The sequence below is a fragment of the Alkalitalea saponilacus genome, from assembly GCF_900168165.1.
GTDB lineage: Bacteria > Bacteroidota > Bacteroidia > Bacteroidales > Marinilabiliaceae > Natronoflexus > Natronoflexus saponilacus.
This window is the reverse complement of record NZ_FUYV01000009.1, coordinates 50,367-65,256: the sequence shown is the minus strand read 5'-3', so window position 1 is coordinate 65,256 and position 14,890 is coordinate 50,367. Positions and strand designations below refer to the sequence as shown.

The window sequence follows — 14,890 nt, the reverse complement described above, 5'->3', positions numbered from 1 at the left end:
CACATTTTCGATCATACATTTGAGAACTTTGAAATATCAACGACCGATAGAAAGCAATTTTTTTCATTCTCTAAAACAATTCCTTCCATATAAACCTGGCATAGTATTTTATTGTCGTAACCAAGCCAAACTTTGCATGATTCTCTTACATTGCTAACATATAATTTCCCGAAAAAATCATTAAATATCGGTTTTGATTCGTCTGCAATAAAAAGTTTGAAATTGCTGTTAATTAAACTGAATCGTCGTTCTTCAAGCATATTTGCACCCGTAAAATTCAGATCGCAAATAGAACCGTCAGAATCAAGAGAAAAATAGCCCATAGGAGAGAAGTCAAACAACGTGGTATATTTTTTCAATGCTTTTTCTGCTGCTTTATACGCTTGTTGCAACTCTTCATTTTGCATTTCCAATTCAATCTGGTGCACCTGTAATTCATGTAATAGTTTATTTACATCAATTGTATTTAGTTCACCGTTCTTGGTTTTGCGGGTTTCGTTCAGTTTTTTCTCAGCCTTTTCGCGCAGCTTTTGGATATTTGTAAAATCCATCTCGTCGTTTATCATGACTGTTCGTTTTTTGTGATTGTTATTATTGCAGAAGACAATTCAAGACAGTTAAACAGCACATTTATTGACCATGTAGTATTAATCTCCTTATTTCCATCTGCAATTACTTTCATTTTAAAGTCAGCATCTCCTTTTTTTGTTATAAGGTGGGTCATTTTATCTTCAACCTGTTTTTGCAACGATTCAGATATAAACAATTTCATGAAATTTGAACCTGTAACTTCTTCTCGCTTTTTCCCGAAAAAAGTTTCAGCTGCCGTGTTGAATTCCAAAATTGTCCAGTTGGCTGATATTTTAAGTATTACCATCGAAGAAGAATCAATCAACAGCCGATTCTCCTGGTTCATTTTAAGTAGTTTATCTTCTACCAGTTTCATTTCGGTAATATCGATAAAAGTTATTACCAGTCCGTCAATTCGATCATCGAATGTACGGTAAGGCATTATACGTATGGAAAACCATCTGCCATTTTTGGTTGGGATCTGTTTTTCAATGAATATGAGCGTTCTCAGAACTTCGAGGGCATCTTCAGGAAGTTCCGGGTAAATGAGTTGTGAAACTTGATCGGTGAACGGTCTTCCAATGTCGCTTTTAATGAGCTTAAATATTTTTGTTGCCTGATTGGTATAACGACGAATATTCAGCTCTTTATCCAGGAATAAAGTTGCGATATCGATGCTGTTCAGCAGATTTTTCATGTCGTTATTTACCCGCGAATAATCATCCACTTTGGCCATCAATTCTGCATTTACCGTTTGAAGTTCTTCATTGAGACTCTGCATCTCTTCCTTGGATGTCATGAGTTCTTCATTGGTCGATTGCAATTCCTCATTTGTGGATTGAAGCTCTTCATTGGTTGATTTTAGTTCTTCTTGCGAAGTTTGCATCTCTTCCGTTATATTCTGCATTCCCTCACGTGTGTGTTGCAACTCTTCTTCAAGTTTGGCTTCTCTGGCAGTGGCTGGTGATTTTCTTCCTTGTTTCTTTAGTGGCTTTTCATTAGCAGTTTTCGGTACATCCGTAAAAATGATTATGAGCTTGCCATATAATGGCTCCGGTTTATGAATCCACTGAATTGTTACATTTAAAGTTAAAGAGCCCCCGTTTGTACCTATTACAACATGATGTAAAACCACCGTTTCTTTATTCGTTACCGCTTTTCGAAATGCGATGGCAAAATCGCTCTGAAAACCTGGCCGTAACATGGCAAAAATATTCAGATTTGCTTTGCCTACCGCCGGTTCAAGATATTTTCCGGTTCGTCCGCTGATGTAAAGAATATCGCCATTTTCGTTGACCAATACTCCGGACGGAGAAAATTGATTTAGAAGTAGTTGGTCGGCAAGTGTTTGAATGTTCATAATAGGTTTGTCGGGTAGATTATTTTCAATATTTCCAATTCCGGGTCGGGTAAACGAGGATGGGAAATTCAGATTGAGAGGATTATGATTCACTTCTGAACGTTTGAATATTTTCAGACTGCTATTGACCGTTGAGAAAAGATGGCTTTGCAATCCAAGTGTTTCAGAGGTGCCAAGTACCATAATACCATTCTGATTAAGACTGTAATAGAACAATCCAATCAATTTTCTCTGTAGTTCAGTATCCAGATATATTAGCAGATTCCGACACGAAATAAAATCAATATTGGTAAAAGGAGGATGCATAATAATATTATGCTGAGCGAACACGATCATCTCCCTGATTTCTGAACTGACGCGGTATCCCTCTTCAGTTTTTATGAAGTAACGGTTTAGTCTTTTAGGGGAGACATCGGGGGCAATGTTTTCTGCAAACACTCCTTTTCGGGCAAAATCAATTGCGTCGTTATCAATGTCGGAAGCAAAAATTTGCAACGATAATCCTGAGTTGGGATAAACTTTCTCCTGTATTTCTTTAAATATGATGGCAAGGGAATAGGCTTCCTCGCCTGTTGAGCAACCCGGAATCCAGGCTCTCAATTGTGTATTCGGTTTTAAATTTTCAATCAGAGATGGTAATTCTTTTTCCTTAAGTTTTTCCCAAACTGCGGAATCCCGAAAGAAATTGGTTACACCAATCATTAACTCTTTGAAAAGAATTTGTATCTCCTCAGGGTTTTCCTGCAAAAAATGAACATAAGTGGAAATGCTGTCCATTTTGTGTATGCCCATCCTTCTTTCTATGCGTCGATATACCGTATTCTTTTTGTAGAGTGAAAAGTCATTTCCAGTATGCGTTCGCAATAGTATAATTATTTTTTCAAATGCACTTTTATCTTTTACTTCTGTACTAAGATTCGTTTTAACTAATGGGATGTGTTTCAGATATTCAATGAGTTCAGAAGGCAATTTGGCCGGAGGAGCAATAATATCAACCAATCCGGAGTTAATGGCATTGCGCGGCATGCTATCAAATCTTGCCGTTTCAGGATCCTGTACCATCACAATTCCGTTTTTTCCTTTGATAGATCTAATTCCAATACTTCCATCGGAACCCATTCCTGAGAGAATAATTCCAATTGCATATTCGTTTTGATCATCTGCCAGTGAGCGCAGAAAAAAATCTATGGGAAGTCGGAGCCCTCTGGCTTCGACAGGCTCAAAGAGATGAAGTACTCCTTTTAAAATGGAAATGCTTTTGTTTGGAGGGATTACATATACACAGTCAGGCTTGACCTTCATCAGGTCTTGAACCTGGAATACCTGAATTTTGGAAATCCTCTGCAATAGTTCAGGAAGCATCCCTTTTTGAGTGGGATCCAAATGTTGAACAATAACATATGCCATCCCACTTTTTTCGGGTACATTTTTCAAAAACAACTCTAATGCTTCCAACCCTCCTGCCGAAGCGCCAATTCCTACTATCAGGAACTTACCGGATTTTGAATCCGTAGTTTTTGATTTAATGGTCTGTTTTGACTTTTTTGCTCTCAATTATTTGATTTTTATAAAATATATGGTCAATTCTCTATACTTGTATTTAAATATACTCCCAAATTTTCATGAATTAAAAACTGTGAATCATTCTTTTGTGATGTTTTACGCGAGAGGTATCAAATTTATGCATTAATACTTAACAAATATGTTCTATTTCATAAATATTTGAGTAGTCTTATCAACAATGTTTCATGTTGAAATATATGTTGCACAATCAATTTCTGTGTTATATGATTTCTACAAAGTTTTACAATATTCCCACATTTTAAATTAGGCTTATTAAAAAAATGACTCGAATCTGGTTATAGATTGAAAGATTCATTTTTGATGACAAGCCCTGAAGGCAGATTCTATTTAGTCTTTACCAGACAGTTTAGACTGTTCAGTAACAGGAAAAACAACTCCAAAACTACGTAGCAGTTGTAAATGTGTGAATCATGTAACAGTTATAAGCAAATGTGTAACATTTACTTATAAAAATGAGCCGATCTTTATCCTAAATAATAAACCAATATTAATACTATTATTATGAACAAGTTAAGAATGAGTTTGCTCATCGTATTCGGCATGGCTTTCATATTTGTTGGTTGTGCTTCATGGAACAGGACACAGAAGGGAGCGGTTGTTGGAACTGCAGCTGGTGGAACGGCAGGTGCGGTAATAGGCAGAGCTTCAGGCAATACGGCTCTTGGGGCTATCATTGGTGCAGCTGCTGGTGGTGCTACGGGTGCAGTCATTGGGCGACAAATGGATAAGCAGGCTGAGGAAATAGCAAAATCAGTTCCTGATGCAAGAGTTGAACGTGTAGGTGAAGGGATTATTGTGGAATTCAGCAGTAACATTTTGTTTGGTTTTGATCAATCGAACTTATCGGAAGAAGCCAAATTAAACCTGAATAAACTGGTTACTATATTGAACAGCTATCCTGATACCAACATTGAAATACAAGGACATACCGACAGCAGTGGGAGTAAAGCGTATAACCAGACCTTATCAGAACAACGGGCAAGAAGCGTTTCCAGTTATTTGTCCGGGAAAGGAATATCATATGGCCGATTGTCCATTAAAGGATTTGGAGAAACTTTACCAAAATATGAAAATGAAACTGTTCAAGGTCGCAGCCAAAACCGCAGAGTTGAGTTTTTGATTTCGGCTAATGAAAAAATGAAAGCTGATGCAGAAAAACAAGCCTTAAATTAATCTTTTATTGCTATTAGCTAGAATGCTAATCGCATACAGCACTTTCGCGTTATATCAATAATTTCATAACATTTAAAATAAACACAATGAAAGCAAAACATTTTTATTTAATAATACTTTTAGCGCTTCTAGTACCAGTTACAGCATTTTCACAGCGGGCTGCAGAATCGAGATCTTCCATCGGGATTCTTGGGGGTGTTAATTTTCAGAATTTGAACGGTAAGGATATAGGCGGTAGTTCGCTTGATAATGATATTCTAATAGGTTTTCATGCAGGATTGAATGCTCAAATGGCCATTGCTCCGGAGTTTTATTTTCAGCCGGGATTAATGTTCAGTACCAAAGGTGCTAAGAGCTCAGAAGGTGCTGTATCATCCACATACAAGCTGTCGTACATTGAGCTGCCGTTGAACCTTGTTTATAAAGCGATGGTTGGTAATGGGTATGTATTTCTTGGGTTTGGGCCATACGTTGCTTATGGGATTAATGGTAAAGCTACGTACGAAGGCGGCCCTGTATCAATTGATACAGATATTAAATTTAAGAATAAGGTGAATTCTGATGACCCTTTAACCACCGTATATATAAAACCGCTTGATGCCGGAGCGAACCTCTTTTTTGGTTATGAACTGCAGTCAGGATTATTTTTACAACTGAACACCCAACTGGGTTTGCTGGATATCAGCCCGGAAGATAACCGAATTACTGATGATAACCAGTCGACATTAAAAAATACGGGTTTCGGACTGTCACTTGGATATCGCCTTTAGAATTTTAGTGTCTGCTAAGATTATTATTGTTATGGATTTTTAAGATCTTTAGTTTTCATGCATTCGGGAAACTGGTAGTTAAGGTTTTAACCGAGAAGTACACAGAAGAGCACAGAGAGTAATATGTAGTTAAACATGTAGCTCTCTGTGCTTCTTTTTGAATTAGTTTGTGCGCTTGTGATTTTGCTTTTTAACTTTTCAGACGGTCGTTTTTTACTCTACCGAAATGGAATCACTCCCGGCTTTCCAATCTCAAAATCACGGATTCCGAAATCAACGCTTTGAAAAGAGTTTGCTTTAAAGATATTATTTCCTATGCCGGCAATTACCGGATAATACGAAATGGATATTTGAAACGCATTCAAAACCAGATTATCATTTTTTATTAAAACGCCCAGTCCAATTTGGGAGTACAACCTGCTGTTCCGGAAGCCCTTTGCTGCATCGCCAAGCATTCCCAAGGAAAAATTAAAATAGGGGCCAAAGTGAAATCCGATAAAATTCCAGGGAGGATATGATTGTGTTTGCGATGTAAACAACAAGCGACTGGCTCCCGATAGTTCAGGGCTGTTAAAACCTCTCAACCCATATTCATGGTTGATGGTTAGACTGTCGTAATCGGTGCGATTGAAGCCAATAATTAATTGAGGTTTAATGAACTGCCTGAATTTCCATTTTCCTGTTTCAATCAGTTTTGTAAAATAATTGGCCTCCACCAGAAAAACTCCATTCTCAGTTTTATCTGAATTGAGAAACGTGCCGTATTCGATATTGGAGCTAATATATCCCCAGGTATAATAGTTGCCGGAAGAAAATCTTGCTCCGATATAAAAACGGTCAAAACCGTTTTTATTTTGATAGCCACCTGTCAGAGCAATTACCTTTCCTATGGGGACATCTTCCGATACACCAAATTTAAAAATATACCTATCTTTTACATATAACCTGGTGGAAACGCCTACACTGGAAAGATAGAAATTTTCATTCCTGTAAAATTGCAAAGTATCAATCGTTACAGGAGGCTGTTCGATAAAACGGATGCGCTTAAAGCGCAAGGATGAAATAAATCTGGTGGTGCGACTATATTCTGAGTTCCCTTTCAATACAGGAATTGAATTTCCGATCCATAAATCCTGTAAATTATACTTATATGGAATAAAATTGTCGGACCAGATGGGATTTTTATGATGATGTTGAGAGAAATTTATCCCGCCTGCCCATTTCGATAGGGGTGAAAAAAAAGGTCGTTCGAAATCAATGCTTTTGATTAAAACGCCATATTCATCTGTACCATATTCAAGAGTAGAATTGATATAGGTATTGCCGATATTTGGGATGAAGTATTTCATTCGGTAAGCAATGTCGCCGGATGAACGGTTCACAATTATTCCGTTTTGAAACCCGTGACCAAGACCCAGAAGGTTGTTTTCACGCAAACTAAGGGTTAGTCGCTTATCGGAACGGGAGACTCCGGGGAGGAGACTCCAGCTGTCCAGCTCGCGGATGTAGATATCAACCGAATCAGGAGATTCAGGCACTTCCAGTGTGTAAAATGAGACATCGGTAACAAAGTTCATTCTGCGGACCAACCGTTCAGATTCTTTTATTCTCAATGAATCATAGGGCTGGTTTTCACGTACCAATAACAAATTTCGAATGGTATTGGGATGGGTTTTTACATGATATCTGTTTCCGGCTCTGGTTAATATGTTCAGCGACCCCGTAATGGTGTCGCCAATTGAATTGCCAAACGGATCTAAAGTTACAATATGAATATGTTTGATTATTTTCCCTTCAAATGTGCTGTATGGCTTTTGTTCCAGTTGCTTGTTTACCTTTTCCTGTGCAGGAATTGATGATACCGGTTTAAAAAACAACCGGAACATAAATTTAGTAAACCCACTGCGGTCTGAATAAGTTTCAATGTTCTCATAAAGAAGAGTAGAGTCTCTTTGGTTAATTGCATCCTGTGTTAAAGCAAATTCATTTGCCAAAAGAAAAACAAAAAAACAGAATACCGCACGTCTCATCCCTAATTGTTCGTTTAAAGAAAGCTAAAATCAGAAACTATCCACAATAAATCTGACCCGCTCTCACTTGTTTTCTATCATCTCTTCCTCTAACCGCAATCGTTCTTCTTCCCTTGCTTGTCGCCTGAAATATCTTCGAAAAAGAAAATTGTGTTTTAGAGCTTCCATGTTTTCGTTCAGGCCAATGCTGCTTTCTTTGATGTTTTCCATGGTTTCATGGATATTATTTACAATGGTTGTATCACGAATCAACATTCCAATGGCTCCTTCGCCGCTGTTAATTTTCGTCATAATTTCGCCTAGCTCATTGGAGGCAACTTCAGTTTTTGCAGCAGTATTAAGTAAGCTTTCCATAAAGGCAAACACATTCTCCTGTGTAAGTTCTATGGTTTGATCCAATCCTTCGGAGCTCTTTCTTAAGTTTTCGATGGTCATATTAACATTTTCTGCAATGACTGGATCCGATATTAATCTCCCCAACATTCCCTGCCCGTCATTAATATTTGTCATAATTTCGGCAAGCTGATGAGTAATAACCTCAGCATTTTCCGCTGTGGTTTTTAGGCTCTTCATAATGTCATCGGTTTCAATTGGTTCTTTGGATAAAATATGTTGTCCGTCAATTGCCATGGGAGAGGTATTACTTCCCTGAGAAATGATAATAATGCGGTCGCCAATAATTCCTTCGGAACCAATATTTGCCTGACTGTCAGCTTTTATAAATTCCTGAACGTTTTTTCTGATAAGCATTTCAACCTGTACGGTTGAATCGTTAATGATTTTAATATTATCCACAATACCAACATTTATGCCTGAGAAACGGATGTTATTTCCAACCTGCAACCCGCTTACATTATAGAAGTCAGTCGTAATTTTAAATACAGGATTAAATAGATTCTGTTGTTTGCCAATTATGAAAATGGCAATTACAAATATGGCTATTCCAACTGTTATAAATATGCCCAATAGCGCCTTGAAACGTGTTGTGTGATTTTCCATACTTATGTTTTTTCTTTGAAAAAAGATTGGATTAACTCATCTGTCGAATTCTCAAAATCATCAATGCTCCCTTCCATGTATACATCGCCGTCTTTTAACATGATTATTCTGTCGGCAGTTGCACGGGCACATTCAATATCGTGAGTTATGATGATGGATGATGTTTTGTATTTCTTTTGAACATCGTTAATAAGTGTGCTGATGCCATTTGAGGTTACCGGGTCGAGACCTGTGGTCGGCTCGTCGTAGAGCATAATCATTGGGTCAACAATAATGGTGCGTGCCAAACTGGCACGTTTTCGCATTCCGCCTGAAAGTTCAGATGGCATCTGATCCAACGTTTCGCCTAAACCTACATTCACTAAGACTTCTTCAATTTTTTCATCCCTTTCCTTTTTTGTTAGTTTCTTCTTTATTCTGATCAGAGGAAATTCAAGGTTTTGTTTAATGGTCATGGAATCATATAATGCGCCACTTTGGAAAAGAAATCCAATTTTTTCTCTAAGTTTTGCCAATTCTTTACTTCTTAATTCATTCACATTTTTGCCCAGAACGTGAATGCTTCCCTGGTCGGCGTTTAGCAAACGAACGATGCACTTAATGAGAACAGATTTTCCTGAGCCTGATTTTCCAAGCACTACCAGATTTTCACCATCCATCAGGTTTAGTGATAAATTTTTTAAAACCAGTTGGTTGTCAAATCCTTTGCTTAGGTTACAGATTTCTATAACCAGATTGTTTTTTTTTGTGCTCTCCTGCATAAAGCTTTTACTATTAGGTGTTTTTTGTTATCCAGACTATAAAAGCATATCGGTTATCTGAACTGCAATCAAATCAATAATTATCACAAGAAGTGAGGCAAGTACAACGGCTGAATTGGCTGCTTTACCTACGCTTTCAGTTCCACGACCCGCGGTGTAGCCCTTGTAGCATCCCACAAATCCGATGGCTGCTCCAAAAAAGAACGTTTTTATAACAGCAGGGAGGAAATCCATAAAATCAATTACCCTAAAAGCCTGATGGAAAAACAGAACAAAGGAGACACTGCCTTTGATGTTGATGGCTGCCCAGCTTCCCAGAATTCCGAGAGCATCGGCATACATAACCAAAATCGGAATCATCAATGTGGCAGCAAGAACTCTTGTAACCACCAAAAAGCGAATGGGATGAGTGGAAGATACTTCCATGGCATCAATTTGTTCTGAGACCTTCATAGAGCCTAATTCCGCTCCGATACCTGAACCAATTTTTCCTGCGCAAATTAGAGCGGTTATTACCGGGCCCATTTCCCGGATGATTGAAGCCGCCACCATTCCCGGAAGGAGGGACACAGCGCCAAAGTCGGCCAATACCGGTCGCGACTGGATGGTTAACACCATCCCCATAATAAGACCAGTTACCGAAATAAGGGGTAATGTTTTGTACCCAATTAGGTAACATTGCCTCAGGAATTCTTTAAATTCAAAACCCAGAGAAAATGTTTCTTTTACCGTTTCCCAAAAAAACAGAACGAAATCGCCTATTCCCAGAAAGAAAACATTAGCATCCTGCGTTTTTTTATACGTTTTCTCACCAAGCCGGATTACATGCTTTTTAACAATATGTGTGTTTATTGTTACTTTTTTAAATGAGGCAAATTTTTTCACTTTATATATGTCGAAGATTTCAAATCATAATCTCTTTTCTCTTACGGATTAGCTTATTCATGTATTTTGTAAAATGCTGTTTACCAAGACACTAAGGGTGAAAATGTGGGCATTCTGCCTGCCCACATTTTATCCCTAATCAAACCACTTATACCCATGAGCATAATCCAATGCTATAAGTTTCTGTCATCTTTGCTACACTTTTTTATTAAATCTTTTTCCCCTGTATTAGTCTTAAAACTATAGCTATAAGAGCTATTGCGAGCAGAACATGAATAATTCCGCCTGCGCTGTAACCAATAAATCCGATTGCCCATAAAACGATCAGGATGACAGCAATGATGTAAAGTAAATTTCCCATAATAATTGTTTTTGATGTTTGTTTATTACATTGTTAAACTTCCTGAATGTTACTTTTCAACCTCAAAATAGATTTATGTTTGAAGTTTTCAGTCACAAAAAGTACCTATTTGTTTTTTTAATTAGAAAATGAATTGATGATCATAGTCTTTAATTTTTCTTTGTCTATGGGTTTTGAGATATAGTTATTGCATCCCGCGTTAAGTGACTTTTCCTCGTCACCGGCTAATGCATAGGCCGTTTGTGCAATTATTATGACATCTTTATCAAACTCGCGGATTTTTCGAGTGGCTTCATAGCCATCCATTTCCGGCATGTTTATGTCCATTAAAACCAAGTCTATTTCCGAGTTTTTCTGGTAAAGGTCTATTGCTTCAACTCCATTTGTTGCTGTTAAAACCTTGTTGATTAATTCTTCCAGCATGGCGATAATAAGCATTCTGGATATCTCATCGTTTTCAACAACCAGAATATTTAGTTTTTTTGCTTCATTTTTTTTTGCTTCTTTGAGCTTCTTATTGTTTATGGCAGACTGGGCTTTTTTAACAGGAATAGCCGGGATGGTAAAAAAGAATGTTGCCCCCGATGATTCATTATTTTCGCCTGCATTATTCTCAACCCAAATTTTCCCTCCCAACATTTCAACATAAGCTTTTGTTATTGACAATCCCAAACCTGCACCTTCCAAATTGCGGATATATGCTTTGCTGCCTTGAATAAACCGACCAAAAATGGTGCTTTTCTCTTCTTCATGAATTCCGGGGCCACTATCTCTTACATAAAACTCTAAGAAATTATCTTTTTTTGTATACCCCAATTCAATGAAGCCGGTTTGGGTAAATTTTACTGCATTTTTAACAAGGTTTGTGAGTATGGCATATAGTTTTTCCCTGTCTGTACTGATAAATGCCTCACCTAAATTCAGCCCATTTTTAAATGAAATCTTCAACTTCTTTTGTTCTGCTTCCAGCTTAAAAAAGTGATAGATGTACTCTACCTGATCGTTAATATTTGTATCTGAGATTAAAACATCAATTTGCTTCGATTCTATTTTTGAGATGCTGATAATATCATTCAGGATGTTGAGCATTCGAGTACCGCTTTTTTCAATTATATTAATGCACTCTTTTTGATCTTTCCCATTTAGCTTCATGTCTTTAAGCAATTCTGTAAATCCAAGTATCCCATTCATTGGAGTCCTTATTTCGTGGCTCATGTTGGCCAAAAAAGACGACTTCAATCTTTCGCTTTCTTCAGCTTTCTCTTTGGCCATAATCAGTTCTTGTTCAGCTTGTATGCGCTTGGTGATGTCAATCATGTTCATCAGACATTTTTCGTCAATATTGCTAATAATACCGGTAATGAGAACATGTTTTGCTGATCCATCATGAGTTTCAAGTTTAGCTTCGCAGGTTGCTTTAACTTTTTCGGTAAATATACGTTGCAAAAAACGATTAAAGCTGTCTCTTGTTTCAAGTGATATATAAAAACCAAAACTACTCTCTACTAAATGCATACGATCTTTTCCCAACATATTTTCTGCGCTAAAATTCAGGTCTTTAATTTTGCCTTTCTTTGTCAGAGTCAAGTAGGCAGTTGGAGCAAAATCATATAACTCTCTATATTTTTTTTCTGCACGTTCTGCTTTTTCTTTGGTTTTTTTCAGCTCATCATTTTGCATTTCCAGTTCAATCTGATGCACTTCCAGTTCATGAATCAGGTTTAATTTGTCGGTTTTGTTCTCTGCTTGTTTTATTTTATTCACCTGTTTGTCTGTAGTTGCTGACTTTTTCATGGTGTTTTTGTGTTAATACCGGGTTAGTTTGTTGGGAGTTAGATTATTACTGTATAGTTTTAACGCTCGGATCTCAGTCCGATTTGATATTTAGAATTTTGAATTGTATTACAATTGGATAGCGATATACGATTATATTTTTATGGTTTGCAGACTATCCAGAACTCCAAAAACACTCAGTAACCATATTACCAGGATGATAACGACAACTGCGTTTAATATACCTTTAATTGTTCGTTGCATAGGTATATAACTGTTTACAAGCCAGAGCAACACTCCGACAACTAAAATGACAATAAGGATTGTTAGAATCGGCATAGCTAAATATTTAGTTTATTAATAATTTATAAGATACAAGGTAATGTACTGGATGCCATAAAGTTTTACATAATCTTTAAATAGAGTTACATAATTCCCACATTTGGCAGTTTGCAATACTTCGCATTCTTTTGTGTTCAGGCCGTATGTACCATGTAGCCAAATGATTGCGGTTGTTGGTTTCAGGTGCAACAAATGCCAAATAAAACCATAACTATAATCGGTAGATTTTCAGAAGTATATTGGGAAATTTGTGTCGGTTAGTCGCCTCAGTTCAGTGATATTGAAAACTGAAACAATTTACCGGTTATCTCGGCACCCGGGGTACGCGATGATGGCCATACACAGAAGAGGCTTGAAATTTCAATGTGTGAATGATGTAACCTTTTAATGGAATTATGTAATAATTCCATACCTCATGTTCACGAAATTTACATCAATAATTAAATGCCTGATTCTATTCGGACAACAACAAAATCTGGTCTTTTGTAACTGCTCTTTTTTACTCAAGAGCCTTTTGTTTAAACAGCCAATCGGTGTATTCATTAATTTACAAGAACTACAAATCAAAGGCAATTATGAAAATTTTACTAATATATCCGTTGTACCCCGATTCGTTTTGGAGTTTTAAGCATGCACTCAGGTTTATTTCAAAAAAAGCGGCTGTTCCGCCTCTTGGTCTGATTACCGTATCTACAATGCTTCCCATACATTGGCAAAAAAAACTGGTTGACTTAAATGTTTCCGATCTCGATTCTAAAGATATTATATGGGCCGATTATGTTTTTATCAGTGCCATGTATATTCAGAAGGAGTCGGTGAACAAGATTATATCAGAATGTTTGAAACTGGGAACAAAAATAGTGGCCGGAGGGCCACTATTTACACAGGAGTACAAAAACTACCCGCAAATTGATCATTTTGTTTTAAATGAAGCAGAAATCACCCTTCCAATGTTTCTATGTGATTTGGCAAGAAAGAAACCTGAAAGAGTATATAAAACAGACAAATTTGCAAATCTTTCACATACACCGATCCCAGACTACGGTTTACTGCAAATGAAGAAATATGTGTTCATGAGCATCCAGGTTTCGAGAGGTTGTCCGTTTTCCTGCGACTTTTGTGAAATCACCTCTCTTTTAGGACATAAGGTGAGGATGAAGGATACCAGTCAGATAATTCATGAACTGGATGAGTTATACCGGCTGAATTGGAGAGGGCCGGTTTCAATTGTTGATGATAATTTTATTGGCAACAAAAACCAAATTAAAACGAGCCTGCTTCCTTCTATGAATGAGTGGATGAAAAACCATAAGCACCCGTTTGTTTTTAATATTCAGAGTTCCATAAATCTGGCCGACGATAAAGAGTTAATGTCTCAAATGGTTGATACAGGTTTTACATCAACCTTTATTGGCATCGAGACACCTGATGAAACAACTCTCCGAACCTGCAATAAAGTACAAAACAAAAACAGAAACCTGTTGAAGAGCGTCAAGGAAATACAAAACACAGGTTTACAGGTTTCTGGTGGTTTTATTGTTGGATTTGACAGTGATACCCCAGGCGTGTTTCAGCGACAAATTGATTTCATACAAAAAAGCGGCATCGTGTCGGCAATGGTCGGGCTTTTGAATGCACCCAAAAACACCTTGTTATATAAAAGGTTAGAGCAGGAGAAGAGAATAACCGTTGAATGTACCGGAAATAATACCGATTCTTCAATCAATTTTATTCCTAAAATGGATTATAACGAGTTGCTGGAAGGCTACCGAAAAATTATTAACAACATTTATGCAACCAAGCCATACTACAGAAGAGTGCGTCAGATGTTTTTAAACTATAACCGAATCTACAAGAAGCAAAAAAGAATTAACCTTTCACTCATCGCCGCATTTTTAAAATCCATGTATGTGATCGGAATTATTGACAGGGGTAGAATTGAGTTCTGGAAATTACTCCTCTGGACACTTTTTAAAAGACCCGGTTTGTTTTCGGATGCCATAACTTTTGCCGTTTATGGATATCATTTCAGAACAATTTACGGACTTAGACAGAATCGCATAAATGTGTGAACCATAATACAAATTTTAAAAAAACAACTGTCATGACAAAAGAGAAAGTAACAAAAAAGGGTAGTAAGAAAGAACCTCAAAAATCCCTGAAGGAAAAACGTGCAGACAAGGCTACAAAAAAGGCTGAAAAGAACTCATCCGGCAGCTTATTGCCATAAATAAACGGATTCATCAACAATATTCATCACTATTTTTAACAGAGGGAGAAAG

General features: G+C 37.2%; 13 protein-coding genes. 4 read left to right on the top strand and 9 right to left on the bottom strand.

Going from position 1 to position 14,890, the window contains the following annotated elements; genetic code table 11:
* Nucleotides 1-11 precede the first annotated feature (11 nt).
* Both B5X70_RS08735 and B5X70_RS08730 read right to left on the bottom strand, forming a co-directional pair.
* The gene (locus B5X70_RS08735; RefSeq protein ID WP_079557522.1) at nt 12-566 is read right to left on the bottom strand and encodes a hypothetical protein; all 555 of its coding nucleotides are present in this window, start codon (nt 564-566) and stop codon (nt 12-14) included.
* Nucleotides 563-3,484, bottom strand: coding sequence for a chemotaxis protein CheB (locus tag B5X70_RS08730; RefSeq protein ID WP_079557521.1), 2,922 nt, complete (start codon nt 3,482-3,484; stop codon nt 563-565). The genes B5X70_RS08735 and B5X70_RS08730 overlap by 4 nt, the downstream gene beginning before the upstream one ends.
* Nucleotides 3,485-4,015: 531 nt before the next feature.
* On the opposite strand from B5X70_RS08730, the gene B5X70_RS08725 reads away from it, so the two are divergent.
* On the top strand, nt 4,016-4,687 hold the full coding sequence (locus B5X70_RS08725; RefSeq protein WP_079557520.1) for a YiaD family glycine zipper/OmpA-like lipoprotein: 672 nt from the start codon (nt 4,016-4,018) through the stop codon (nt 4,685-4,687).
* Between the two features lie 86 nt (nt 4,688-4,773).
* Nucleotides 4,774-5,457 (top strand): porin family protein, encoded by a 684-nt coding sequence (locus B5X70_RS08720; protein WP_079557519.1) that lies wholly within the window; start codon nt 4,774-4,776, stop codon nt 5,455-5,457.
* 218 nt (nt 5,458-5,675) lie between these two features.
* Here B5X70_RS08720 and B5X70_RS08715 read toward each other — a convergent pair whose 3' ends face one another.
* The 7 genes from B5X70_RS08715 to B5X70_RS18575 form a co-directional block, all read right to left on the bottom strand.
* Entirely contained in the window at nt 5,676-7,487 is a 1,812-nt protein-coding gene (locus B5X70_RS08715; protein WP_079557518.1) for a BamA/TamA family outer membrane protein, read from the bottom strand.
* 63 nt (nt 7,488-7,550) lie between these two features.
* Nucleotides 7,551-8,486: an MlaD family protein gene (locus tag B5X70_RS08710; RefSeq protein ID WP_079557517.1), complete on the bottom strand. Its 936-nt coding sequence runs from the start codon at nt 8,484-8,486 to the stop codon at nt 7,551-7,553.
* Nucleotides 8,487-8,488: 2 nt separating this feature from the next.
* On the bottom strand, nt 8,489-9,247 hold the full coding sequence (locus tag B5X70_RS08705; protein ID WP_079557516.1) for an ABC transporter ATP-binding protein: 759 nt from the start codon (nt 9,245-9,247) through the stop codon (nt 8,489-8,491).
* A gap of 36 nt (nt 9,248-9,283) precedes the next feature.
* Nucleotides 9,284-10,132: an MlaE family ABC transporter permease gene (locus tag B5X70_RS08700; RefSeq protein ID WP_232468368.1), complete on the bottom strand. Its 849-nt coding sequence runs from the start codon at nt 10,130-10,132 to the stop codon at nt 9,284-9,286.
* 208 nt (nt 10,133-10,340) lie between these two features.
* Nucleotides 10,341-10,493, bottom strand: a complete 153-nt coding sequence (locus tag B5X70_RS17900; protein ID WP_143255050.1) for a lmo0937 family membrane protein — start codon at nt 10,491-10,493, stop codon at nt 10,341-10,343.
* Between the two features lie 117 nt (nt 10,494-10,610).
* A complete protein-coding gene (locus B5X70_RS08695; RefSeq protein WP_079557515.1) occupies nt 10,611-12,287 on the bottom strand; it encodes a PAS domain-containing hybrid sensor histidine kinase/response regulator in 1,677 nt (558 codons plus the stop codon).
* Between the two features lie 132 nt (nt 12,288-12,419).
* Nucleotides 12,420-12,605 carry a Thivi_2564 family membrane protein gene (locus B5X70_RS18575; RefSeq protein ID WP_079557514.1) on the bottom strand — a complete coding sequence of 62 codons (186 nt, stop codon included), beginning with the start codon at nt 12,603-12,605 and terminating at the stop codon, nt 12,420-12,422.
* Nucleotides 12,606-13,183: 578 nt separating this feature from the next.
* On the opposite strand from B5X70_RS18575, the gene B5X70_RS08685 reads away from it, so the two are divergent.
* Nucleotides 13,184-14,680 carry a B12-binding domain-containing radical SAM protein gene (locus tag B5X70_RS08685; protein ID WP_079557513.1) on the top strand — a complete coding sequence of 499 codons (1,497 nt, stop codon included), beginning with the start codon at nt 13,184-13,186 and terminating at the stop codon, nt 14,678-14,680.
* A 32-nt stretch (nt 14,681-14,712) separates the two neighbouring features.
* Nucleotides 14,713-14,838, top strand: coding sequence for a hypothetical protein (locus tag B5X70_RS18505; RefSeq protein WP_262481302.1), 126 nt, complete (start codon nt 14,713-14,715; stop codon nt 14,836-14,838).
* Nucleotides 14,839-14,890 lie beyond the last annotated feature (52 nt).